The sequence below is a fragment of the Acinetobacter sp. WU_MDCI_Abxd143 genome, from assembly GCF_025514195.1.
GTDB classification, from domain to species: Bacteria; Pseudomonadota; Gammaproteobacteria; order Pseudomonadales; family Moraxellaceae; genus Acinetobacter; species Acinetobacter pittii_H.
This window is the reverse complement of the sequence record NZ_JAHPTH010000002.1, coordinates 273,687-297,780: the sequence shown is the minus strand read 5'-3', so window position 1 is coordinate 297,780 and position 24,094 is coordinate 273,687. Positions and strand designations below refer to the sequence as shown.

The 24,094-nt window shown below is 39.8% G+C and carries 20 protein-coding genes and 1 pseudogene; 8 read left to right on the top strand and 13 right to left on the bottom strand.

What is annotated here, in order from left to right; translation table 11 throughout:
• Window positions 1–175: 175 nt before the first annotated feature.
• Both KTI79_RS06200 and trmB read right to left on the bottom strand, forming a co-directional pair.
• Window positions 176–550: a hypothetical protein gene (locus KTI79_RS06200; RefSeq protein ID WP_032055545.1), complete on the bottom strand. Its 375-nt coding sequence runs from the start codon at window positions 548–550 to the stop codon at window positions 176–178.
• Between the two features lie 172 nt (window positions 551–722).
• Entirely contained in the window at window positions 723–1,439 is a 717-nt protein-coding gene (gene trmB / locus KTI79_RS06195; RefSeq protein WP_032055543.1) for a tRNA (guanosine(46)-N7)-methyltransferase TrmB, read from the bottom strand.
• Window positions 1,440–1,584: 145 nt separating this feature from the next.
• Between trmB and KTI79_RS06190 the strand changes: the two genes are divergently transcribed.
• Together KTI79_RS06190 and KTI79_RS06185 are read left to right on the top strand one after the other, a co-directional pair.
• Window positions 1,585–4,023, top strand: coding sequence for an ExeM/NucH family extracellular endonuclease (locus KTI79_RS06190; RefSeq protein WP_032055541.1), 2,439 nt, complete (start codon window positions 1,585–1,587; stop codon window positions 4,021–4,023).
• A gap of 207 nt (window positions 4,024–4,230) precedes the next feature.
• Entirely contained in the window at window positions 4,231–4,842 is a 612-nt protein-coding gene (locus tag KTI79_RS06185) for a glutathione binding-like protein (RefSeq protein ID WP_002121577.1), read from the top strand.
• Between the two features lie 60 nt (window positions 4,843–4,902).
• Here KTI79_RS06185 and KTI79_RS06180 read toward each other — a convergent pair whose 3' ends face one another.
• Together KTI79_RS06180 and ahpF are read right to left on the bottom strand one after the other, a co-directional pair.
• Window positions 4,903–5,247 (bottom strand): hypothetical protein, encoded by a 345-nt coding sequence (locus KTI79_RS06180; protein ID WP_032055538.1) that lies wholly within the window; start codon window positions 5,245–5,247, stop codon window positions 4,903–4,905.
• Window positions 5,248–5,418: 171 nt separating this feature from the next.
• Entirely contained in the window at window positions 5,419–6,984 is a 1,566-nt protein-coding gene (gene ahpF / locus KTI79_RS06175) for an alkyl hydroperoxide reductase subunit F (RefSeq protein ID WP_032055535.1), read from the bottom strand.
• Window positions 6,985–7,241: 257 nt separating this feature from the next.
• Here ahpF and KTI79_RS06170 point away from each other — a divergent pair, with 257 nt between their 5' ends.
• Together KTI79_RS06170 and KTI79_RS06165 are read left to right on the top strand one after the other, a co-directional pair.
• Window positions 7,242–7,460 (top strand): DUF1653 domain-containing protein, encoded by a 219-nt coding sequence (locus KTI79_RS06170; RefSeq protein ID WP_032055534.1) that lies wholly within the window; start codon window positions 7,242–7,244, stop codon window positions 7,458–7,460.
• 45 nt (window positions 7,461–7,505) lie between these two features.
• Window positions 7,506–8,093 (top strand): O-methyltransferase, encoded by a 588-nt coding sequence (locus tag KTI79_RS06165; RefSeq protein ID WP_032055532.1) that lies wholly within the window; start codon window positions 7,506–7,508, stop codon window positions 8,091–8,093.
• A 65-nt stretch (window positions 8,094–8,158) separates the two neighbouring features.
• On the opposite strand, the gene KTI79_RS06160 is transcribed toward KTI79_RS06165, so the two are convergent.
• Window positions 8,159–8,374 (bottom strand): KTSC domain-containing protein, encoded by a 216-nt coding sequence (locus tag KTI79_RS06160; protein WP_005070287.1) that lies wholly within the window; start codon window positions 8,372–8,374, stop codon window positions 8,159–8,161.
• A 194-nt stretch (window positions 8,375–8,568) separates the two neighbouring features.
• Complete coding sequence (ahpC, locus tag KTI79_RS06155) at window positions 8,569–9,132, bottom strand: alkyl hydroperoxide reductase subunit C (protein ID WP_003652649.1); 564 nt, start codon at window positions 9,130–9,132, stop codon at window positions 8,569–8,571.
• Between the two features lie 352 nt (window positions 9,133–9,484).
• Between ahpC and hrpA the strand changes: the two genes are divergently transcribed.
• Window positions 9,485–13,342: an ATP-dependent RNA helicase HrpA gene (gene hrpA, locus KTI79_RS06150; protein WP_032055529.1), complete on the top strand. Its 3,858-nt coding sequence runs from the start codon at window positions 9,485–9,487 to the stop codon at window positions 13,340–13,342.
• A 95-nt stretch (window positions 13,343–13,437) separates the two neighbouring features.
• Entirely contained in the window at window positions 13,438–14,544 is a 1,107-nt protein-coding gene (locus KTI79_RS06145) for a beta-ketoacyl-ACP synthase III (RefSeq protein WP_032004013.1), read from the top strand.
• A gap of 103 nt (window positions 14,545–14,647) precedes the next feature.
• Here KTI79_RS06145 and KTI79_RS06140 read toward each other — a convergent pair whose 3' ends face one another.
• From KTI79_RS06140 to benA, 7 genes and pseudogenes are all read right to left on the bottom strand, one after another.
• Window positions 14,648–15,904 (bottom strand): OprD family outer membrane porin, encoded by a 1,257-nt coding sequence (locus tag KTI79_RS06140; protein ID WP_032055526.1) that lies wholly within the window; start codon window positions 15,902–15,904, stop codon window positions 14,648–14,650.
• A 44-nt stretch (window positions 15,905–15,948) separates the two neighbouring features.
• Window positions 15,949–17,307 (bottom strand): aromatic acid/H+ symport family MFS transporter, encoded by a 1,359-nt coding sequence (locus KTI79_RS06135; RefSeq protein ID WP_024438677.1) that lies wholly within the window; start codon window positions 17,305–17,307, stop codon window positions 15,949–15,951.
• 477 nt (window positions 17,308–17,784) lie between these two features.
• Window positions 17,785–18,978, bottom strand: a complete 1,194-nt coding sequence (gene benE, locus KTI79_RS06130; protein ID WP_032055525.1) for a benzoate/H(+) symporter BenE — start codon at window positions 18,976–18,978, stop codon at window positions 17,785–17,787.
• Between the two features lie 57 nt (window positions 18,979–19,035).
• The gene (locus tag KTI79_RS06125; RefSeq protein WP_024438679.1) at window positions 19,036–19,821 is read right to left on the bottom strand and encodes a 1,6-dihydroxycyclohexa-2,4-diene-1-carboxylate dehydrogenase; all 786 of its coding nucleotides are present in this window, start codon (window positions 19,819–19,821) and stop codon (window positions 19,036–19,038) included.
• A gap of 18 nt (window positions 19,822–19,839) precedes the next feature.
• Window positions 19,840–20,856, bottom strand: coding sequence for a benzoate 1,2-dioxygenase electron transfer component BenC (benC, locus tag KTI79_RS06120; protein WP_024438680.1), 1,017 nt, complete (start codon window positions 20,854–20,856; stop codon window positions 19,840–19,842).
• Window positions 20,857–20,908: 52 nt separating this feature from the next.
• Window positions 20,909–21,428, bottom strand: a pseudogene (gene benB / locus KTI79_RS06115) (benzoate 1,2-dioxygenase small subunit).
• Window positions 21,425–22,807, bottom strand: a complete 1,383-nt coding sequence (benA, locus tag KTI79_RS06110) for a benzoate 1,2-dioxygenase large subunit (RefSeq protein WP_031947818.1) — start codon at window positions 22,805–22,807, stop codon at window positions 21,425–21,427. Before benA ends, benB begins: the two are co-directional and overlap by 4 nt.
• Before the next feature lie 106 nt (window positions 22,808–22,913).
• Between benA and KTI79_RS06105 the strand changes: the two genes are divergently transcribed.
• Together KTI79_RS06105 and KTI79_RS06100 are read left to right on the top strand one after the other, a co-directional pair.
• Window positions 22,914–23,042 (top strand): hypothetical protein, encoded by a 129-nt coding sequence (locus tag KTI79_RS06105; protein WP_002011251.1) that lies wholly within the window; start codon window positions 22,914–22,916, stop codon window positions 23,040–23,042.
• A 44-nt stretch (window positions 23,043–23,086) separates the two neighbouring features.
• The gene (locus KTI79_RS06100; protein WP_004702719.1) at window positions 23,087–24,046 is read left to right on the top strand and encodes a LysR family transcriptional regulator; all 960 of its coding nucleotides are present in this window, start codon (window positions 23,087–23,089) and stop codon (window positions 24,044–24,046) included.
• The last annotated feature ends 48 nt before the right edge of the window (window positions 24,047–24,094 follow it).

Genomic DNA, 24,094 nt, shown 5'->3' with positions numbered 1-24,094 from the left:
TATTATGTGAGAGCTTTTATTTTAGGGGAGTTAATAAAGGAAGATAAAATATACCTCAAGAGGGAGATGCTGGTACTTGGAAACAAAATGAGTATCCGGTTGTTACGTTGTCTGTATCCACTTTTAGCAGTTAATAAAAAACCGCACTTCATTTCGGCGGTTCTTTGAATTTTGTTTATTTACATTTGTTCTCTGGCTTGTCTAATTGCTCGCGCAGCCATTCAGAATCTTCTATTAGGTTTTCTTTAGTATATCCCATTATTCGAACTTCTTCTGAGGCTGATTCATATTCTTTAAACCTACTTAAAATAAAGTCAAAAAGTTCAATATTTTCTTTCCATCCTTTGCAATCTAGAGTTTTGAGTTTATTAGACCTAACTAGATCTTCTTGCTCAGTTTTTGCCTCTGTGGAAATGACTTGATTTCTGTCCGATTGTGTTTGAATGTATCGTTCCATTAACTTGTAATATGTAAGTTCAAAGTCTTCTTGAGTTGAGGCAAAGCAACCACTTGATACAATTGCACAAATTAGAAATGCGAAAAGCTTCATTGTTATTTTCTGTCTAGTTAAAATGGTGGTTATTATTATATTTATATAACTAATAATTCAAAATTTATTTTCATTTAAATTTTTATACTCAGTTAATTTTTAATTCTACTTATTCACTAGATTGGTTTTAAAATAAAAAAGGCCTAGTAATAAACTAGGCCTTTTTTATTATTTACTTTATCTTCTTAAAGATAAAGTCATTAATCTTATGTCCTGACTCAATACCACGGCGTTCAAACTTAGTCACTGGGCGCCAGTCTGGACGAGGGTAGCTGTTGCCTTTACCCGCCAAGTTTTCAAGGTCTGGACGGTTATCTAAAATATCAAGCATCCATTCAGCATACGGTTCCCAGTCTGTTGCTGCGTGGAATGTACCACCCAGCTCAAGTTTCTGTTCAACCAATTGCATACGCTCATGAATAACAAAACGACGTTTGAAATGACGTTTCTTTTGCCAAGGGTCTGGGAAGTAAAGTTGTACGCAGTTAATGCTGTTGTCTGGCATTTCACGTAAAACCTGAATCGCGTCTGCATCAAGTACACGTAAGTTTTTAAGTTCCGCCATACCTGCTTCATAAAGACATTGAGCAATACCAGGTACGTGGACTTCAATACCCACATAGTTGCGTTCAGGGTTGGCTTTTGCCATAAGCACTAATGAACGACCCATACCAAAACCGATTTCAACAGTTAAAGGACGTTCTGGATATTCGAAGTGTTGGCGTAAGTCACCAACAGGATATTCCAAAATTAAATCGCGATGTTGTTCTAATGCCGTGCGTTGAGACGTATTAAGTGGTGCTGAACGACGCATAAACGTCACAATTTCACGGTGTTCAGGCAAATTGTCTAAGTCTGCAATTTGCGTTTCTAACTGATCGATCGACATAACCTTGGCAATATTGAAATTCAAATGCGGTATTTTAAGTCTTCATGTGGTCAAGTCAAATGTTTCGGTGTTTTTCTTCATGTAGATGTCATGTTCAATATTTAATCTAAGAATCTATATAAATTTCAAATGAACATATTTACTCATGAAAACTTTTCAATTACGCACACTTTCTGTGCTATTAGGGGCACTTGGTGCTTTTACATATAGTCCTTGGGCACAAGCACAGCTCATGTTTAGCCAATATGTTGACGGCAGTAGTAACCGCAAAGGTTTGGAAATTTATAATCCAGATGGTGCTACAGTTAATTTAGCCGACTATGAAATTCAACAATTTAATAATGGTGGAACCGCAAAAACAGCAACTTTCCGTTTACAAGGATCGTTAACCAGTAAGCAAAAGTTTTTGGTAGGTCGTTCTGAGTTGCAGGCTGAACTTGGAAGTAAAGTAAATCAGGTCGCTGCGTTATCTTTTAATGGGGATGATGCCGTTGTGCTTGTGTACAAAGGCACACCTGTAGACCGTTTTGGGCGTATTGGTGAGCGACCAGAAGCTGGATGGGGAACAGCCATTTCAAGCTTGGGAAATAGTTTTAAGCGTATTGAAACAGAGAACCCAGCTTTAAGTATTGATGCAACCGCAGCATTTGATTTGGATCGTTCATGGTCGGCTTGGACAAATCGAAATGACTTTTCAAATTTATCAAGTTCTACAACTCAGCCTCCTCTTGAATCAGTAAGTTGTTCAAGCTCGGATACACCTATTGCTGATTTATCAACCGCAGCACAAAACCAGAGCTATACCGTACGTGGGGTAATTACTGCCGATTATCGTTATGCCAATGGTTTCTCTGGTTTCTATATTCAGACCCCAGATACGAAAGCACGTGCAAATGTCAGCAATGCTATTTTTGTATATATTCCAAATAGTAGTGCGGTAAAAGGCGGACAAGTTGGCGATGAGGTTATTTTGCGTGGTCGTTTAACGACTTATCAAAACCAGTTGCAATTAGATCAATTACAACAAGATATTCAAACTTGTAATAGTAATATGGCAAATCAAGTTCAGCCGATTAGCCTTGAACTTCCATTTGCTAGCTTAACAGGTGGTTCAACCCATTCTCCGCAGCGTTATCAAGGTATGTTGGTCAAACTACCTCAGACTTTAACGGTGAGTGAGAATTACAATTATGGCCGTTATGGTGAATTATCTCTAAGCTTAGGCCGCTTATATATTCCAACCAATTTATATCCAGCGTTATCTCCTGAAGCCAAAGCTCTTGCTCAGAAAAATTTATTGTCGAAAATTATTTTTGATGACGGCTATAACAACCAAAACCGTACTCCGTGGTTACCGACAAATTTTAGTGCTGCCAATACGCTACGTTCGGGTTATCAACTTAAGAATGCTGAAGGTATTTTGGAATACCGTTTTAATGGTTGGCGTGTGCAACCAGTGCTTGGACGTAATCAACCTGAAGTAATTACTCAAACAAACCCGCGTCAAAATGTCATTACCAAAAATGCTAATCACATTCGTGTAGCTTCATTTAACGTTTTGAACTATGACAATGGTGCAACTGGTTTCCCAACAGAGCGTGGTGCAACCACACAAGCTGAGTTTGATAAACAGCACCGTAAAATTGTGAATGCTCTCAAAGCGATTGATGCTGATGTGTACGGTTTAATGGAAATTGCGAACAATGGTTATGGGCCGAACAGTGCAATTGCTCATTTAACCAGTGCTTTAGGTAGTGATTGGAAATACGTTGTTCCTGAAAACTTAGATCGTTTAGGCGGTGATGCGATTGCGGTTGCTATTATTTATAACAGCAAGCGTGTTAAACCTTTAAATAAGCCTGTCGTGCTTGATTTAGGCGACAAGAACCGAACAACATTGGCGCAAAGTTTCCAAGCCGTTCGTGGTAATAAAACCTTTACCGTTATTCCAAATCACTTGAAATCGAAAAGCTGTAGTGGGGTGGATGCTAGCTCTATTGATGCAGACCAAAAAGATGGTCAAGGCTGTTGGAACCCGACTCGTGTGAAAGCAGTAGATCAAATCGTGCAATGGTTAGCGAAAAATCCAACTCAAGTGCAAAAGCAAAATGCTTTACTTGTAGGTGATATGAATAGCTACGCAAAAGAAGAACCTATTTTGTCATTTGAAAAAGCGAACTATAAAGTTTTGCTGAATGACACCAAGGTAGGACAAGGTACTCAGGCATATAGCTATGTGTTTGGTGTTGCGAGTGATGCCAATGGTAATGGTGGAGCAGGTAACTTAGACCATGCAATTGCAGATGCCTCTTTATATCCCAAAGTGGTCAGAACCTTTGCATGGCATATCAATGCAGATGAGCCAACAGCTTTAGACTACAACGAAGAATATAAAACTGATGAGCAAAAGACATTGTTCTATGGTGAAGATGCTTATCGTTCTTCAGATCATGACCCTGTAATTGTCGATCTAGATTTAAATGGAAAAGATTCAAGCCAGCCTGATGATGATAAGAAAAACGGTATTTTTGATTTTTTAACTGAATTAATGAATTGGCTTAGTCAGCTTTTTAAGCGTAATTAACGGAAAAATTGCGTGACGCAAATGTGTTTTATCATATTTTAAACAATCGTCACGCAAGACAACTTGCAAGGAATAAATTTTTCAAGAATATTAGATGGTGTAAGTATTTTATAAGTTTACGCTTTTTTACAATTAAGGAATTGTGCAAACCTTGCAGGTTTTCTAGAAGCAATTTAAAACGTTAATATGAGATAACAAGGATCAGATATGAAATTATATTATTCGCCAGGCGCATGTTCTTTAGCTGCACATATTATTTTAAATGAAATTAATGTTGATTTTGACTTAGAACGAGTAAATTTAAAAACACATAAAACAGAAAAAGGTGCAGATTATTACGAGATTAATCCAAAAGGATATGTACCAGCTTTAGAAATTAACCCTGGTTTAATGTTAACTGAGAACGTTGCGATTTTACCTTTCCTTGCTCAGCACGATCCTAAGCAGGATTTAATTCCTCCATCGGGTATGGGCCGTGCGAAAGTATTGGAATGGTTGGGTTATTTGAACTCTGAATTGCATGATGCTTATGCAGTTTTCTTTGGGGCACCTTTAACGAGCGATGAAAAAACCAAAGCTTATGCTGAAATCGACCGTCTTTTAAAATATATCGATAACTATTTGTCTGAATCTGATTACGATTATTTAGTAAATGATAATTTCGGTCCAGCAGATGCTTATCTATTTGTTTTAACAAATTGGTCAAACTCAATTGAGCATGATTTAACACCATATAAGCACATTATTGCATTACGTAATAAAGTTGCAGAACGTCAATCTGTACAAATTGCGATGCGTGATGAAGGCTTAATTTCATAATAGATTTTAAAGACATGAAAAAGCCCCTAATCAATAGGGGCTTTTTTATACTAAAGACGATTAGTGTTGAGCGTCTTTTTTCACTTCAGCAGCGGTATTTTCAACAGCTTGAGCTGTATCAGCAGTTGCCTTACGAGCAGTCGCTTCAGTTTGCGCAGCAGCATCAGCGGTTGTATCAGCAGCGTGGTCAGCAGCAGCATCAATTTTGTCTGAAGCGTTGTCTGTTGCAGTTGCAATATCATCAGCAGCTTTATCACCAGCAGACTTAATATCAGCACTTGCTTGTTGAGCAGCATTTTCTAAGTGTTCACCTGTAGTCGCGCCAGTTTCTGGAGCTTTATCTTTATTACAACCAACAAGGGCAACAGTCGCAGCAAGACCTAAAGCAACAAGTAATTTATTCATTGTGTTTTTCCTTCTAATTCATGGCATCCAAATATGGATGTCTAAAATATAAACATAAAGTAAATGATTAATAAAGATCGAAAATTGTTAAGAAGTTGTAACTCTATTATTAAAAAAGCCTAGCATTTTGTAATGCTAGACTTGAACTAAACAATAATGATTTGACTGTTTTTATTGCCCAGAACGGATGATGTAATCAAACGCAGAGAGTGATGCTTTAGCGCCTTCACCTGTAGCAATAATGATTTGCTTGTAAGGTACAGTCGTACAGTCACCCGCAGCAAACACACCTTGAACATTGGTTTCGTTGCGGTCATTCACAATGATCTCGCCACGGTTGGTTAACTCAACTTCACTGTCTTTCAAGAAGTCAGTGTTTGGCAGTAAACCAATCTGTACAAAGATCCCTGCAAGCTCTACCACATGCTCTTCATCAGTCGCACGGTCTTTATATTTAAGGCCAGTCACTTGTGAACCGTCGCCTAACACTTCTGTACTTAAGGCATTCATAATCACAGTTGTGTTCGGCAAGCTATGCAATTTGTTTTGCAACACTTGGTCAGCACGAAGTTTAGTGTCAAACTCAACCAGAGTTACATGCTCAACAATACCTGCAAGGTCAATCGCAGCTTCAACACCTGAGTTACCACCGCCAATCACCGCAACACGTTTGCCTTTGAACAATGGGCCATCACAGTGTGGGCAGTATGCGACACCACGGGTACGGTATTCTTGCTCACCCGGTACATTCATTTCTCTCCAACGTGCACCTGTTGAAAGGATCACGGTTTTCGATTCAAGTTTCGCACCGTTTTCAAGTTCAACTTCAACCAAGCCATTTTCAGTTTGGTTGGCACCTGTGATTTTGCTGACACGTTGCAGGTTCATGATATCGACATCGTATTCACGAACATGTGCTTCCATCTCGGCAGCAAACTTAGGACCTTGAGTCTTTTGTACAGACGTGAAGTTTTCAATGTCCATGGTATCCATGACCTGACCACCAAAACGTTCAGCCACGATACCTGTGTTAATACCTTTACGTGCCGCATAGATCGCAGCTGTTGCACCTGCAGGACCACCGCCAATCACCAATACATCAAATGCATCTTTGGCATTGAGTGCTGCTGCGTCTTTTTCAGCCGAGTTGGTATCAAGTTTCGCTACAATCTCTTCAAGGGTCATACGACCTTGACCAATGTGTTCGTTGTCTTGGAATACCATTGGCACAGCCATGATTTTGCGTTGTTCGACTTCATCTTGGAAGAATGAACCGTCAATCATGGTTGCTGTTGTATTCGGGTTGTAAATCGCAATCAGGTTAAGTGCCTGTACCACGTCCGGACAGTTATGACAGCTTAGCGATACAAACACATCAAAGTTTGCTTTGAGGTTTAAACCTTTAATCTGGTTAAGTACTTCATCAGACACTTTAGGTGCATAACCAGACACCTGTAACAGTGCCAAGATCAAAGACGTAAACTCATGGCCCATTGGTAAGCCTGCAAAGAACACACGAGGCTGTTCACCTGCTTTAGCCACACCAAAGCTTGGACGGCGTGTATTGTTGCCATCAAAACGGGCAGTTACCTTGTCAGAAAGCTCGGCGATTTCACTTACCAGCTCTTTAATTTGAGCCGCTTTATCTGATTCATCTAAAGCAGCAACTAATTCGATTGGACTTTCTAAACGTTCTAAATAAGCTTTTAATTGAGTTTTAATGTTTTGATCTAACATCTGTTTTTTACTCCAATGCATCCAAATTCTTTCAATAGATGCATAGTACGTTAAAACATAAAATAGGTAAAACAGTATGTTTTTATGTATTCAATCGGTTTTTTGAATTATTGAAAACATTCATAGATAAGATCAATAATTTATCTCTAAAATATTCTTTTTTATCTTTTGTAGTGTTTTAAAGTGAAAGTATTTAAAAATTTATATATGTTATATGGCTGTAAAGATTTTATGTCATAACATTAAAAGGTACTTTCATGTCATTGCAACGCGGCATTTATCAGCATTATAAAGGTAATCTCTATCAAGTTTTTTCTGTGGCAAAACACAGCGAGACTGAAGAAGAGTTAGTCGTTTATCAGTGTCTTTATGGTGACTATTCAACTTGGGTACGTCCTCTAGATATGTTTATTGAAACGGTTCAAATAGCTGATGGAAATATCGTGCCGCGCTTTAAGTTAATTCAAAGCACTTAACTCAAACGGCTATCATATAAAATAACGATTTTAAAGGGTGAATATATGCCAAATACTTTTTTCTTACAAAGAGTTGCCGATTTATATGACACCTTTAAACGACATGATGCCCAGCAGGCAGATCGTTTGCTGAGGTATCGCAATATTGAGGCTGAGTCTGCAAAACTGCTATCGCAATTTATTCGAATGCAGCAAGCCAAATCAATTTTAGAAATCGGGACTTCAACAGGTTATTCTACTTTATGGCTTGCCGAGGCGGCACAAGCAACTCACGGTAAAGTAACCACGCTTGAAATTGATGCCAATCGAAGTAATGAGGCGAAACGCCATGCGACTGAACTGGCATTAGATGAATTGGTTGATTTCTGGGTGGGAGATGCAGCCGACTACCTAAAAGAAACTCAGGAAACTTTCGATTTTATTTTGTTAGACGCTGAGCGTCCTGCTTATGAGAAATATTGGCCAGATTTAAAACGGTTGATGAAGCCAAAAGGTGGCGTACTTATTATTGATAATGTTATTTCACATGCGGCTGAAGTCAGTTCATTCTTAGCATTAATTAAAAAAGATGAAAATTTTATGAGTAGTATTTTACCCGTAGGCGCTGGTTTATGTATTGTGGTGGCAAGATAAACCATTTGAAAATATGATTTATTCATTCATAAAGGCCTGTTCAAAGCAGGCCTTATTTTATTATGTTATGAAGCATTCACTAAAGATAGGCGAGTAAAGTGTAAATCGAATTCTAAATATTTATGTACAAAAGCAGCTTTGTCTGTTGATCGCAATAAGTTGTCATAAATAAATTCTGGTACAGGATGATAAAGTTCGCCTGAACCATCGCTATAAAATATTTTTAGATGACGTGAAGTCGCATTGTATTTCCATGAAGTGACTGCCACAGTATTCGCCATAAATTTTTCCCCTTTTATTTCATATGATTTAAGCTCAAAAAATATCGGTTATTTATTCGACATTACTCAAACTTCATGTAATGGGGAAGGGCATAATTGTAAAAGTATCAGTAGAAAATGTGATGTGCTTATTCAAAACAAAAGAACCATCCGATGAGGGATGGTTCTTTGAGTTTTTAAAATCTAATAAGAGATTAGATTTTACCAACTAGATCGATAGATGGAGCAAGAGTAGCTTCGCCTTCTTTCCATTTAGCTGGGCAAACTTCACCTGGGTGAGCGTGTACGTATTGAGCAGCTTTTACTTTACGAAGAAGTTCAGATGCGTCACGGCCGATACCACCAGCGTTGAGTTCAACGATTTGGATTTTACCTTCTGGATCGATAACGAAAGTACCACGGTCAGCTAAACCTTCAGATTCGATAAGAACGTCAAAGTTTTTAGAAAGAGTCCAAGTTGGGTCACCAACTAATGGGTATTGGATTTTTTTGATTTCTTCAGAAGTGTCGTGCCAAGCTTTGTGAGTGAAGTGTGTATCAGTAGATACAGCATAAATTTCAACACCAAGTTTTTGGAATTCAGCGTAGTTGTCAGCTAAGTCACCAAGTTCAGTTGGACAAACGAAAGTGAAGTCAGCTGGATAGAAGAATACAACAGACCATTTGCCTTTAAGGTTAGTTTCGTTAACTTCAACAAATTGGCCGTTGTGGTAAGCAGTTGCTTGGAATGGTTTAACTTCAGTATTAATCAAGCTCATCATTGTCTCCATGATTGAGGTTTATATTTAAACTTGTTTACGAGATCTAGAATAAATAAAAATTCTTTATTGGGGAAATAGTATTTTTACATGACTAAAATCGGAAAATTGAATAAGTGATAAATTTACGATTTTTAAGTCCCCAAACACTGTATTCGATTTGACTGCAAAAACATGTAAATCAAATGACAGTTATCGTAAAAGAAACTTGCCTAACAACATGAAGTCTACTTAGTCAAAATTCAAGGGCAAAATTTTAAAAAATTAAAAATATATAAAAACCCAACTGTTTTACCTTATGGTCATTAGAGCGTAAAATAGAGGATTGTTGTATTTTCAGGAAAATTTGTCTGTGCAGAATGATTTAAATATTGATCAGTGGGTGATGGCAAGAGATCGTTACCGTTTAAATCGTTTGCGTAAAGATAAAAAAGCCAATGCAGCAGAGATTGAAAAATTATTTGAACAATCGAATGCCAAAGTAAGGCAACGATTTGAACGTCTCCCTAAAATTAAACTGAATCAGGATTTACCTGTTTCTCAATATGCAGACCGTTTAATTGATGCAATTCAAAAGCATCAGGTCATTATTGTGGCAGGTGAGACGGGTTCAGGTAAAACCACACAGCTTCCTCAGATTGCAATGTTAGCAGGCCGTGGCTTAACAGGCATGATTGGTCATACCCAGCCACGTCGTTTAGCTGCACGTAGTGTTTCTCAGCGTATTGCAGAAGAAGTCGGCGAAAAGCTTGGTGAATCGATTGGTTTTAAAATCCGTTTTAATGAACAAGGTTCGCAAGATTCAATTGTACGGTTAATGACCGATGGTATTTTGCTTGCTGAGTTAGGCAATGACCGCTTCTTGTCTAAATATGACACGATCATTATTGATGAAGCGCATGAACGCTCACTCAATATTGATTTTATTATGGGTTATTTAAAGCAGTTACTGCCAAAACGCCCAGATCTAAAAGTTATTGTGACTTCGGCAACTTTAGATGTAAATCGCTTTAGTAATTACTTTAATGAAGCGCCTATTTTTGAAGTAGAAGGGCGTAGTTATCCTGTCGAAGTGCTTTATCGCCCAATTTCAGAAATGAATATTGGTGGCAGTGATGACGATGAGTTTGATGATTTTGAAGAAAACCTTCCACGCGCAGTTGTACAAGCGGTAGAAGAATGCTTTGCAGATGCAGAAGCAAAAGGTCATCCAGAACATGCAGATATTCTGATTTTCTCAAGCACAGAGCAAGAAATTCGCGAGTTGCAGGAAACCTTGCAAAAGTACGGACCAAAACATACCGAAATTTTACCGTTGTATGCACGCTTAGCTGTTTCTGAACAACAAAAGATTTTTAGTCCGGGTGGAAAAGGTCGTCGTATTATTATTGCGACGAACGTAGCCGAAACTGCACTTACGGTTCCAAATATTCGTTATGTGATTGATAGTGGTTTTGCTCGTATATCGCGTTATAACTACCGTTCACGTGTACAACGCTTACCCATTGAAGCAATTTCTCAAGCCGCAGCCAATCAGCGTAAAGGGCGTTGTGGTCGTATTGCTCCAGGTGTGTGTATTCGTTTATATAGCGAAGAAGATTTTTTAAGTCGCCCTGAGTTTACCGAACCTGAAATTAAACGAACCAACTTAGCGTCTGTTATTTTGCAAATGCAGAGCTTAGGGTTAGGTGAGCTAGAAAACTTTGATTTTATTGAGCCACCAGATTTCCGACTCGTAAATGATGGACGGAAGTTGCTGATTGAGTTAGGCGCCCTTAACGAGAAGAAAAATGAGCTGACTAAAGTCGGGCAAATGATGGCACGTATGCCAATTGACCCACGACTCGCTCGTATGATTATTGGTGGTGCTCATTTTGGCGTACTCAAAGAAATCTTAATTGTAGTGAGTGCTTTAGCTGTTCAGGACCCGCGTGAGCGTCCGGCAGATAAACAAATGCAAGCTGACCAAAAGCATGCATTATTCCGCGAGGCAGATTCAGATTTTCTGTTTTATTTAAAACTTTGGGAGACTTTAAATCCTAAAGGCGAAGCAGGGATGTCTGAAAATAAACGGCGTCAATTTGCCAAGCAGCATTTCTTAAGCTGGTTGCGTTTACGTGAATGGAAACAGACACACCAGCAATTGGTTGAGTTAGCCGAAGGCTTAAAACTTAGCTTTAATGAAAAGCCTGCAAATTATGAAAACTTGCACCGTGCGTTGCTGACAGGTCTATTATCGTTCATTGCCAATAAAACTGATGAACGAAATACCTTTATGGCAGTGCGTCAGCAAAAGGCTAAAGTTTTCCCTGCAAGTACGCTGCACAAAACCAATACCTCTTGGGTGATGGCTTTTGAGATGGTCGAAACCTCTCAAGTGTACTTACGTACTTTAGCCAAAATTGACCCTGAATGGATTTTGCTTGCTGCACGCGACTTATTGAAATATCACTATTTTGAGCCGCATTGGTCTAAGAAAGCGGGAATCGTAAATGCATATGCACAAATTTCTCTGTTTGGTTTAATTATTGAGCCGAAACGCTTAATTAATTTTGAGAAAGTTGATCAGCCTGCTGCTCATGAGATTTTCTTACGCGATGCATTAACCACGGGTAACTTGGGTACGATTCCACCATTTTTAAAACACAACTTACTTAAGCTTGAAGAAGTAGAGCGAGTTGAAGATAAATTGCGTCGTCGTGATTTAGTGGTGGATGAAGAAACGATTTATCAGTTTTATGCGTCTAAAATTCCGGAAGAAATTGCGAGCCGTCGTAGCTTTGAAGACTGGCGTGCCACAGTAGAAGCAAATAATCCACGTTATTTATTTATTGACGATGACGCGCTTTGGCTCAATGACCGACCAACAACGCAGCAATTTCCAGATCATTTGCACAATGGTCAGCTACGTTTAGCAACCACATATCATTTTGACCCGAGCCATGACGAAGATGGTGCAACTGTTCAAATTCCTGTACAGGCGCTGCCTCAGGTTGATGAAAATATTTGGTCTTGGGGAATTCCGGGGTGGCGCCAAGATTTAATAGAGGCTCTACTTAAAGCTTTACCAAAAGACAAGCGTCGTAATGTGGTGCCAATTCCTGATACAGCCCGTAAGCTCATGCAAGGGGTAGATGCAGTACATTTACGTGAACATATTTTCAGTTATTTAGCTTTTGCCTTGCGTGGTGAGCAAATTACCGAAAAAGATTTCTCGTTTGAACGTATTGACCCATATTTGGTGCCTTTCATTAAAGTGATTGATGAAAAAGGCAAGCTCATTGCTAAAGGTCGTGATTTACCTGAGTTAAAAGCGCGTTGCCGCGTGGAAACACATCGTCCAGTTAAACAGCAAAAAGGTGAGTTTAAAGACTTTCCTGAAAACTTTACTTTCGAGGCTTCTCATAAAGTTACGGGCGTTGTAGTCAAACAATATCAGGCTTTAGTACCGACTAAGGCTTTTGCTGAGCTCGAAGCTAAAGATGAGTCAGGCATTGTTATTCAAACGTTTAACGATCAAGCTGAGGCGATTAAACAGCATCGTGAAGGGATTATTCGTCTGGTTCATATGCAGCTTGGTGACTTGGTTCGCCAGTTGAAAAAGCAGATTTCAAAACCGCTCGCGTTGGCTTATTCACCTTTAGGAGATAAAGCTAAGCTTGAGCAGATGTTGGTCTATGCAACCTTGCAAATGGCAATTACGACTTTGCCCATTAACGCTGATGAATTTAATAAGCTGCTAGATCAGGTCAAAAAGCAATTTTTGAGTTATGGTCAGCAAGCACTTGAGCAATTAAGTGATATTTATATTCAATGGCAACAAATCCGTCGTCAGCTTTTAGTGCTTGATCCAGATGTGTTTGGACGCAGTATTGATGATATTGAAGATCAGCTAGATCTCATGTCACTTGGCAATTTTGTTTACCGCCAACCGGTTGATCTTTGGCAGGAATACCCGCGTTATTTAAAAGCATTGCTATTACGTTTAGATCGATTGCCAAATAATCTACAGCGAGATCATGCTGCTATTGACGATGTCGATCCATGGATGGACAAGGTATTTAAATTCAAAAACGATCCAAAAATCAAAGAATTGTATTTGATGTTGGAAGAATTCCGCATTTCTTTATTTTCTCAACCGATGAAAACTAAGATGCCTATTTCGCCAACTCGACTGCAAAAGTTATGGGATCGTTTGGGAATCAGTTAAGATAGATCGGGGTCTGTTTATGTTGTTGTTTAGCCTACAACGCAATTTATAAATGAAAGATTAACAGACCCTATTCATTTTTTTAGGAGTTTTACATGGGCATTCGTATCACAGGTACTGGGTTATTTCACCCAACAGAAATCATTTCTAATGAAGAACTGGCCGACAGTTTAAATGCTTATGTGGAACAATATAACCAAGAGAATGCAGAGAAAATTGCAGCAGGTGAGCTAGAAGAGTTACGTGGTTCAAGTGCTGAATTTATTGAAAAAGCATCTGGTATTAAGCGCCGTTACGTGATTGAAAAATCGGGTATTCTCGATCCAAATCGCTTGCGTCCTCGTTTGTCTGAGCGTTCAAATGACGAACTTTCACTTCAAGCAGAGTGGGGCGTTATTGCTGCAAAACAGGCAATGGAAAATGCAGGCGTAACTGCTGAAGATATCGATGTTGTAATTCTGGCATGTTCAAACATGCAGCGTGCTTATCCAGCAGTTGCAATTGAAATCCAGTCAGCACTCGGTATTCAAGGTTATGCCTATGACATGAACGTTGCATGTTCAGCTGCCACTTTTGGTTTGAAACAAGCGGCAGATGCAATCCGTTCAGGTGCTCGTCGTGTTTTATTAGTGAATGTTGAGATTACATCGGGTCACCTAGACTACCGTAACCGTGATTGTCACTTCATTTTTGGTGATGTTGCAACCGCTTCTATTATTGAAGAAACCACGACTAAAACTGGTTTTGAAATCTTAGATATTCATTTATTTACTCAATTTTCAAACAACATTCGCAATAACTTTGGTTTCTTAAACCGCAGCGAAGATGCAGTAGTTGACGACAAGTTATTCCGTCAAGATGGCCGCAAAGTCTTTAAAGATGTTTGTCCGTTAGTGGCAAAAATCATTAATGCGCAGTTGGAAAAAATGCAGTTAACTGCAAATGATATTAAGCGCTTCTGGTTACATCAAGCCAATGCCAACATGAATGAACTAATCTTGAAATATGTGGCTGGTAAAGAGGCAGATTTAAGCCGTGCGCCAATTATTCTAGATGAGTTTGCCAATACCTCTTCAGCAGGTGTGATTATTGCTTTACACCGTACAGGCCATGAAGTGGATGATGGTGAATATGGCGTGATTTCATCTTTCGGTGCCGGTTATTCAGTCGGTTCGATCGTTGTACAAAAGCACGTTGCTTAAGTTGCAAAGGTAATTAAAAACGCTCGTAAGAGCGTTTTTTTATGAGTGAAATCATATAAAAAAGCGGACCAAAATTAGCCCGCTTCAATTGAATCAAAAATGATTAAAACTTTTTGGTGTAGTTTACAAACAGGCGATCTTCACCAAAGTCATTGCCATGTTTTACGTTGTAATCAATGCGAATGTATTGCAGAGCGACGCCTTTTAAGAATGGCTGCTGAAACGCATAATTTAAAATCACATTTGACTCGGTTTCGTGGTTTTTCTCACCATTGGCTGCTTTAAAATCATGGCCGTAAACATATTTCACCATTGCATTTAAGCCCGGAACATAATCTTTAAAGTCGTAGCCATACATTACATGATAAGACTTTTCGTCTTCTTTAAAGAAACCAGTAGCGTTCCAGTTAATGAAATAGGTCTCTGGTAAAAAACCATCCGGTAGAGGGTAAGCCGACTCACCGATAATCTGTTGATAACCCAAACCAAAGGTATGGTTTTTTACTTTGAGCGTTTCTAACACCCCAATGTTTTGCGCATCAATATCAAAAGTATTGCCATCATCTTTTGCATTGAAGTATTTAAACTTAGACGTAAGCGCAAAATTAGGTTGTTTCCAATTATGCTCAAGTCCAACATAGTGTTTGTTGTAGAGGTCTTCCAAATTACCAAAGTAATATTCACCCTTTAAAGACGGCGTGAATTGATAGCGCAGGTCAATATAATTTAAGCCATCAGATTCTTTAGTAATTCCATTCGCCGTGAATGAAAACTTTTTAAAATCTTCTTCATTTCGTGGAGAGACTTTTTCAACTCGGCCAATTTCTGCATAAAGCTGATCTGAAAATTGTGACTTAAGATTGGTTCCCCAATAAGAGGCAAGTAATTGTCGGCTTGCATCCACAGCCGTTACAGGTAAATCGAGCCAGAGTTCACCGACACTTAAAAGGGTTTTGTCATATCCCAGTTTTAAAGTGGCGCCGTATTTTAAAAAGTCGGATGCTTGAGATTGTGTTTCCTTATTAAAAGGCAAAACTGTGTCCGCAACATGTTTGTCTGAACTTAAGCGCACGGCGTATTGAACAGAAGCATCAGCTCCAATCATAATAGGCTTGTCTGCTATGATTAACGGAGTGTCATGCATTTTCGATTTATAAAATAGCGATGCTGCCTGAGACCAACTGCCAGTATCTTTGAGTGCATCATTATCAAAATTACGATTGATATAGGCATTCTTTAGCGTGAACTTCCATTCATCTTCGGGCTGCTGATTTGGATTTGCAGCGAATGAATTGCCACACATCAACACTAAGGTCGCAAAAGTTAAAGCACATGGCTTAAAGCGGTGTAATAATTCCATAATCCATTTCCAAAAAGATGCGCCAGTCCTCGGCGCATTTATGTTTACTGCTGGGTAAGCGTGTTTTGAGGGTTAAAAGTTGAAGGCGTTTGTGCGGCAACAGAGGCTTTTAGATTGACCATAAATATTGCAAGTGCAGCAATCACACCCGGAATTGCAATCGCTAAGAAATTCATTTGGTGAGGAAGCTCAAGTGTGAGTAGCGCTCCGGTTAAAACTGGTCCGATAATCGCGCCAATACGGCCAATTCCAGATGCCCAGCCCATGCCAGTTGAACGAAGTGCTGTCGGATAGAACTGTGCAACGAAAGTGTAGAGTAAGATTTGCGAACCAATTGTGGCAGCGCCAGCAATCGCAATTAGGCTATATAAAATAAATTGTGGACTATTAATGCCAAGCAGAATTAAAGCTGCCGATCCCACAATAAACATAATGGTAATAACAGGTTTTAAATGGAATCTGTCTGCTAAAGCACCACCACCAATTGCACCGACCATACCGCCAATATTGAGTGCAAATAGGAACAACATGCTTGCACCTAACGAGTAGCCCGCTTGCAGCATGAGTTTAGGTAACCAGCTTCCTAAGGCATACACCATGAGTAAGCACATAAAGAAAGCAATCCAGAACATAAATGTGCTGAAAGTACGACCTTGTTGGAAAAGTGCACGCACAGGTGCATCTGTAGTTGTACTTTCATTTAACACCAGTTGAGTATTGGCGTTTACCTGCGTTTCTGGCGCAATTTTACTCACAATACTTTTTGCCTGTTCGCTATGGTTAGATTTCACTAAAAAGGCGAGAGATTCTGGCAAAAATTTCCAGATGAGTGGGAGCAGCAACAGAGGAATACCCGCAATTAAAAACATGATTTGCCAGCCCATATCTTTTACTAGCCATGCACCGAGTAGAGCAGATGTCATGCCGCCAATAGCATAGCCACTAAACATGATTGCGACTAATGTACTGCGGATTTTTTTGGGTGCGTATTCAGTCATAAGCGCGACGACGTTTGGCATAACGCCACCAATTCCAAGACCTGCAATAAAGCGCAAAATAGCAAACTCTGTTGGTCCTTTGGCAAAGGCACCCATAAAGGTAAATCCGCTAAATAAGGTGACACAAATCAGGATGGTTTTTTTTCGCCCTAGTTTGTCTGAAAGTGTGCCGAAAATCATGGCACCAAACATCATCCCGAATAGAGCAGCACTGGCGAGTAAACCAGCTTCTACCGCAGTTAATGACCATTGCTGCATTAACAGAGGAAGAGCAACCCCATAAATAACTAAATCATATCCATCAAAAATAATAATAAGTAAGCACCAGATTAAAACTTTCCAATGAAAAGATGTAAAACTGGCTTTATCAATTAACTCATTAATATTAACCTTGCTCGTATCCATTTTCTTCACCTCCAATTTGTGAAGCATCGCGTTATTTTTTAATAAACTATTTTGTTATTGGATTAGAGTCAAAAACCTAATTGATATATCTTTATGTCTTTAAGGTATTATGCTTTCATTGATTTAATTGCTTGAAAAATATAATTTATTTTAGGTTGTTAATTTGGTCTTATTACAATATTTAAAATGGAGTTGAATATTGTATTATGAGAATTCTAAGGATTTTATAGATATTTTTTTATGGATTTTATTGATGATAATCACAGCTAAAAATATTGTTAAATTTATATTAAGATTTGAAGTGAAAATATAAATACAAAATACTAAAGTCTATTATTTAATTATTTTAGAGATTCATCTTAAAAATGAAATTTAATTTATATTCAATAAAAATCGCCACATCAGAATTAGCAAATTATTTGCATCCTGATGTGGCGATTGAGGCTTTATTTTAGCTGGGGGTATTTAGATAAAAACTTAATTTGTGGCTGGAGTTGATCGGGGTGTGAGAATGAAATGGGCGATTACACCAATGCAAATACCCCAAAAGACTGAGCTTAAGCCAAGAAAATGCATGCCTGATGCGGTGGCTAAAAAGGTAATAAGTGCAGCATCACGTTGACTATCATTTTTCATGGCAACAGAAATATTGGTGGCAATGGCACCAAGTAAGGCTAAACCTGCCAGTGCTGCAACCAACTCTTTAGGAAGTAAGCTAAATAGCATGACAATACTGCCAGCAAATAAGCCACCTAAAATATAAAAAATCCCGTTGGCGATTCCTGCGATGTAACGTTTTTCTTTCAGTTCATGTGCATCTTTGCCCATGCATAAAGCTGCGGTAATTGAGGCAAGCACAATCGTAATACCGCCGACACAGGCAACAGCTAACGAGGCAATACTGGTGGCCGTAATAATGGGCTTGGCTGGTGTGTCGTAACCGCTAAGTTTCATAATCGCCATACCCGGTAAAAATTGGCCGGTTAGACTGACTAAAATAAGAGGAACGGCGAGGTTGAGTGTTGAGTTCCATGTCCATTCTGGGCTAATCCACTCCGGAATAGCTAAACTAAAACTCACATCAACCGGATTCATTTTGCCTAAAATGAGGCTTAATAAAACTCCGGCAGCTAACACCCAAATCATGGTGTAGCGCGGCATTAAACGTTTGGCAATTAAAAAGACAATAAGCATGCTAAAAACAATAAACGGCATGCTATCAGACGCGGTAAATAGACCAATACCAAATTGAAAAAGAATACCAGCCATCATGCCGGCAGCGACGTCTTGCGGAATCCATTTTAGTAATTTGTCGAAGTAACCTGTAACGCCAATTAAAAAAATAACGATAGCAGAAGTAATATAGGCGGCTACTGCTTCATTCAACGAGACGTGTGGAAATAGGGTAACTAACAGGGCAGTACCTGGTGCTGACCATGCGGTTATGACAGGCGTTTTATATTTAATCGAAAGATAAATACCTGAAACGGCAGCACCAATTGAGATTCCCCAAATCCATGACACCATCATGTCGGTGGACACATGAGCACGCTGAGCAGCTTGGAAAAAAATAATTAGTGGGCCTGAGTAAGAAATTAAAACCGCGAGAAAGCCCGCAACTGTTGCTGATATGGACCAGTCATTTTTTAATGTCTTGAACAGGGTTGCCATGTGTGATTGCCTCCATGCAAATCATGTTATTTACCCAAACATATAAAAAGATCAGGATTAACCCTGATCTCCACCTCCGACCGGAATGACCGATCCCGTCATATACGATGCGTCGTCTGATGCAAGAAATAAAATTGCATTGACTTGTTCTTGAATTGTGCCATAACGGCCCATAAATGTTCGATCTATGGTTTGATCAACCACTTGCTGCATCCAGTCTTTTTCATTTTGACTTAACGGGTTGACGTTACGTGGTACTTTGCGAGGCGGTGCTTCGGTTCCACCCGTCGCAACGGCATTGACTCGAATTCCGTCTTTAGCATGTTCAAAAGCAAGCGATGCCGTTAAAGCATTTACGCCACCTTTAGATGCCGAGTAGGGAATACGGTTAATACCACGGGTTGCAATTGAAGAGACATTTACAATAACACCCGACTGTTGCTTAATCATAGCGGGTAACACAGCACGGCAGCACCATAACGTTGGAAACAATGAACGATTTACTTCCTTAATGATCTCTTCTTCGGAAAACTCTTCAAAAGGTTTCATCCAGATCGCGCCACCTACGTTATTAATCAGGATATCTACCCGACCATAATGTTCAATGGCTTTTGCAACAACCGCTTGCGCGCCTGCATAGGTTTCTAGGTCAGCATTAATCGTAACAGCATCACCACCTGTACTCTGAATTTCTTTGAGAACGTCTTCAACGTATTCAGAGCGGTCAGCCATGATTACTTGGCCGCCTTCAGCTGCAACTTGCAGTGCCACGCCACGACCAATGCCTTGAGCACTACCCGTAACAATCACGACTTTATTAGTAAATCTTTGACGGTTTGACATAGATAACTTCTCCACCTATTAATTCGCAGAGAACTTTTCAAACAAGAAATTAGCAGGTTTGATATTTTCAGTTTCTAACCAACCACGTACCGCTTCTACCATTGGCACTGGACCACATAGATAAACATCGACATCGCCACCGTTTAACCATTCACTTTCAATATGACCAGTGACATAGCCTTTGCGTTCATGGTTACTCTCAGGGCTTGCGACCACAGTTCGATATTCAAACCATGGGAATTTCGCCTGCAACTCATTGAGTTTTTCTAGAGCAACCAAATCAAAGTCATTGGTCACGCCAAAGACTAAACGAACTGGTTGTTCTGAACCTTTTTCTTCAAGCACTTGTAACATCGACATAAATGGGGCAATACCAGTACCGCCTGCAAGCATTAGCACTGGACGCGCTACATTACGTAAGTAGAAGCTACCGAATGGACCTGTAAATGTCATTTTGTCGCCAGCTTTAGCATTCTTGCTTAAGAATTCACTCATCTTGCCATTTGGTACATTACGTACCACAAAGCCTGTTAAGCGATTGCCCGGTTTTGAGCTAAATGAATATGAACGTGTTTCGCCAGTTTCTGGAATTGCAACATTGACATACTGACCTGCAAGGAAATGAATATCCGGTTGACCTTCATCAAGTTGAATGTCAAAAGTGATGGTTGAATCTGATAAGTTTTCAACGCGGGCTAGGGTACCTTGGAAGCTATGAATTTCTGTTTTGCAGACATCTGATGACGCCTGAATCTGAAATACAGCATCGGAAGTTGGGCGACATTGGCAAGCAAGAATATAGCCTTGCTCAGCTTCTTCAGGGGTTAATGCATCTTCAATATAGGTTTCTTCTGGCATGTCATAACTACCGGATTCGCAAAATGCGCGGCAAGTTCCACATGCACCATCACGGCAATCCAAAGGAATATTAATTTTTTGGCGATAGGCTGCGTCAGATAGGGTTTCGCCTTGAGCTACGTTAATGAAACGTGTAACACCATCTTCAAATTGAAGTGCGATATTGTGGTTTGACATGGCATGTATCCTACAAAATATTTGAAACTTTTACCCTCAGCCAACAGTCCGTTTAACTGAGGGGGTATGTCTTAAAGATGGTAAATATCAATCACTTGATTGATGTAGTCATTTTTCAAAACGACATACTTGCTCAAGATTTTTGGTTGATCACCTGAAAAATCGATCACATAACGTGACATACCGAAATAGCTATAATTTGTCTTGTAACGGAAACTCAAGGTATTCCAGTTAAAGCGAACAGTAACTTTGTCGCCGTCGCGCTCAACGACTTCAACGTTGGCAATATTGTGGCTTGTGCGAGTATCTGGCATGGTTGCAGATGAGCGCTCAGTTTTAATACGGAACACACGATCTTCTAAACCTTGACGATCTGGATAATAAATAAGTGAAATTTCAGATTGCGGATCTTCAGTTAATCTATCGTCGTCGTCCCAAGCTGGCATCCAGAAAGAAGCTTCCGATGCGTAACATTCAAGCCAGTCATCCCATTGTTCATCATCTAAAAAACGAGCTTCACGATAGAGAAACTGAGCAATATTTTCTAAAGTTGCTTTGTCTTGAGCACTCATGCTGTTTCTCCCTGATCAGCAATTTCTTTCTCTGATGCAATCGCGTGTTTCATGGTTTGTAACCAATATTGATGTTGGGCAAGATAAAGTCCCTCATCTTCAGTTTTTATCCCACTTAACATGGGTTTTAAACCGATTTCATTCGCTGCATCGTCTGGTCCATAAATCCAGTGTTTTGAACCACGGCACATGTCATTCCACTCAAGTGCAATACCTGCATAGCCTGCCTGACAAGCACGGAACTCTTCTAAATCATCTGGTGTTGCCATGCCTGAAGCATTAAAGAAATCTTCATATTGGCGGATACGACGTGCGCGAGCTTCGGGTGCTTCGCCTTTAGGCGCGATACAGTAAATGGTGACTTCGGTTCTATTGACCGAAAGTGGGCGAAGTACACGAATTTGCGAACCGAACTGATCCATCAAATAAACGTTTGGATAGAGACACAAGTTACGTGAGCGCTCGATCATCCATTTCGACATCGCTTCACCGTATTTTTCGGTGTATTCATCTGCTTTCGGGAAGTTTGGACGGTCTTCTGGGTTTGCCCATTGTGTCCAAAGCAACATGTGGCCATTTTCAAAGCCATAGGAGCCACCGCCTTGTTTACCCCAAGAACCTGCACTCATCGCACGGATATTATCGGCAGCTTGAGTTTCTTTACGGTGCTGAGTTGTTGCTGCGTAGTTCCAGTGCACAGCAGAAACGTGATAACCATCGGCACCATTTTCAGCGGTGAGTTTCCAGTTACCTTCGTATGTATAGGTAGATGAACCACGTAAAACTTCTAAACCATGTTCAGACTGGTCAACAATCATGTCGATGATTTTGGTGGTTTCACCCAAGAATTCTTCAAGTGAAGGAACGTCAGGATTTAAGCTACCAAATAAGAAGCCTTTGTAGCTCTCAAAACGAGCCACTTTTTTAAGGTCGTGTGAGCCGTCTTGGTTAAAGCAGTCAGAGTAACCAGCTTCGCTTGGATCTTTAACCTTGAGTAATTTACCTGAGTTGTTAAACGTCCAGCCGTGGAAAGGGCAAGTATACGTTGCTTTGTTACCACGCTTGTAACGGCAAAGTTGTGCTCCGCGATGTGAACACGCATTGATCATGGCATTGAGTTCGCCGTTACGGTTACGTGCAATAATGACTGGCTGACGACCAATGTGAGTGGTGTAGTAGTCATTATTATTTGGAATTTGGCTTTCGTGCGCTAAGTAAACCCAATTGCCTTCGAAGATATATTTCATTTCGAGGTCAAAAAGAGCTTCGTCAGTAAACACTGAGCGATGAAGTTTAAATTCGCCTGTATCGATGTTATCGACAAGTAATTCATCAATACGGTCAAGATGGCTAGTATTGATTACAGGAATACGTGGCATGTCCGTTCTCCGACTTTCCAAAAGTGTGGAAGTCACCAAGGCCTTAGCTACGATCTACAAGGTCTTGATATCCTAATATTTTCAATGAAGCGCATGAGTGCGCTGAGTGTTTAACCGTGAATTGATGAAGATGAATAACTGGAAGATTGGCAAAAGGCTTGTTCACAAAGCAATTCATCACTTCATCGGTTTGTTGCTTGTATATACCTTAAAAGAATGGTTAAACTGTGTCTAAGACTGAATTTGCATTTTTTTATATCTTAAAGGTATGGAAACCTTATGGAACTAAGACATTTACGGTATTTTGTTGCGGTTGTTGAAGAGCAGAGCTTTACAAAGGCAGCCGAAAAACTATTTATTGCGCAACCACCTTTGAGTCGACAGATTCAAAATTTGGAAAGTGAGCTTGGAATTCAACTGTTTGAGCGCGGAAGCCGTCCTTTACAGACAACCCCAGCCGGACATTTCTTTTATCAGCATGCCCTTAAACTTTTGTCGAATGCTGAAGAAATAAAAAGTATGACCAAACGTATTGGTCTCATTGAACGTAGTGTGACGATTGGTTTTGTCGGGTCTTTACTCTATGGTTTACTGCCTCGAATCATTTATTTATTTCGGCAACAACAACCTCATTTGAATATTCAGCTCATGGAGTTAAGTACGACTGAGCAACTACAGGCATTAAAAGAAGGGCGCATTGATGTTGGATTTGGACGCCTAAGAATTAGTGATCCTGCGGTAAGACGTATTCTGCTACGTAAAGAGCGTTTGGTGGTTGCTGCACATACGAGTCATCCGATTGCTCAGCGTACCGAAGGGGTATATCTGGCCGATCTCATTGATGAAAAGATGTTTATGTACCCCACGTCGCCGAAACCTAATTTTTCGACCCAGCTTTTAAATATTTTTGCCGAGCATAGTTTGGTTCCGAAAAATATGCATGAGATACGGGAAATTCAACTGGCTTTGGGGTTGGTGGCAGCGGGAGAAGGTTTGTGTATTATTCCTGCCAGTGCCGATACTATTCGTTTTCCTCATTTAAATTACATTCCGATTTTAGATAACGGCGCAGTCAGTCCGATTTTTATTACTGCTCGTGCAATGGACCGAAGTGAAGACTTACAGCTCTTATTTGATTGTATTTATCAGGTGTATGATCTTGAAGGTATTCCATATAAACGTACCGTTTTCACGCTCGATCAGAATCCGATAGATGATTCAGATGGTATCGACTTTTAAATAAAGCAGGGCATAGCCTCAAAGGTTGAAGCTATGCGTTAAATGGTT

Coding starts and splice junctions, on each gene's coding strand:
- KTI79_RS06200 (WP_032055545.1), bottom strand. CDS start 550: ATGAAGCTTTTCGCATTTCTAATTTGTGCAATTGTATCAAGTGGTTGC.
- KTI79_RS06190 (WP_032055541.1), top strand. CDS start 1,585: ATGAAAACTTTTCAATTACGCACACTTTCTGTGCTATTAGGGGCACTT.
- KTI79_RS06125 (WP_024438679.1), bottom strand. CDS start 19,821: ATGTCAAACCGTCAAAGATTTACTAATAAAGTCGTGATTGTTACGGGT.
- KTI79_RS06170 (WP_032055534.1), top strand. CDS start 7,242: ATGTCATTGCAACGCGGCATTTATCAGCATTATAAAGGTAATCTCTAT.
- KTI79_RS06145 (WP_032004013.1), top strand. CDS start 13,438: ATGGGCATTCGTATCACAGGTACTGGGTTATTTCACCCAACAGAAATC.
- trmB (WP_032055543.1), bottom strand. CDS start 1,439: ATGTCGATCGATCAGTTAGAAACGCAAATTGCAGACTTAGACAATTTG.
- KTI79_RS06185 (WP_002121577.1), top strand. CDS start 4,231: ATGAAATTATATTATTCGCCAGGCGCATGTTCTTTAGCTGCACATATT.
- ahpC (WP_003652649.1), bottom strand. CDS start 9,132: ATGAGCTTGATTAATACTGAAGTTAAACCATTCCAAGCAACTGCTTAC.
- KTI79_RS06165 (WP_032055532.1), top strand. CDS start 7,506: ATGCCAAATACTTTTTTCTTACAAAGAGTTGCCGATTTATATGACACC.
- KTI79_RS06180 (WP_032055538.1), bottom strand. CDS start 5,247: ATGAATAAATTACTTGTTGCTTTAGGTCTTGCTGCGACTGTTGCCCTT.
- benE (WP_032055525.1), bottom strand. CDS start 18,978: ATGGCAACCCTGTTCAAGACATTAAAAAATGACTGGTCCATATCAGCA.
- KTI79_RS06135 (WP_024438677.1), bottom strand. CDS start 17,307: ATGGATACGAGCAAGGTTAATATTAATGAGTTAATTGATAAAGCCAGT.
- benA (WP_031947818.1), bottom strand. CDS start 22,807: ATGCCACGTATTCCTGTAATCAATACTAGCCATCTTGACCGTATTGAT.
- ahpF (WP_032055535.1), bottom strand. CDS start 6,984: ATGTTAGATCAAAACATTAAAACTCAATTAAAAGCTTATTTAGAACGT.
- KTI79_RS06100 (WP_004702719.1), top strand. CDS start 23,087: ATGGAACTAAGACATTTACGGTATTTTGTTGCGGTTGTTGAAGAGCAG.
- KTI79_RS06160 (WP_005070287.1), bottom strand. CDS start 8,374: ATGGCGAATACTGTGGCAGTCACTTCATGGAAATACAATGCGACTTCA.
- benC (WP_024438680.1), bottom strand. CDS start 20,856: ATGTCAAACCACAATATCGCACTTCAATTTGAAGATGGTGTTACACGT.
- KTI79_RS06140 (WP_032055526.1), bottom strand. CDS start 15,904: ATGGAATTATTACACCGCTTTAAGCCATGTGCTTTAACTTTTGCGACC.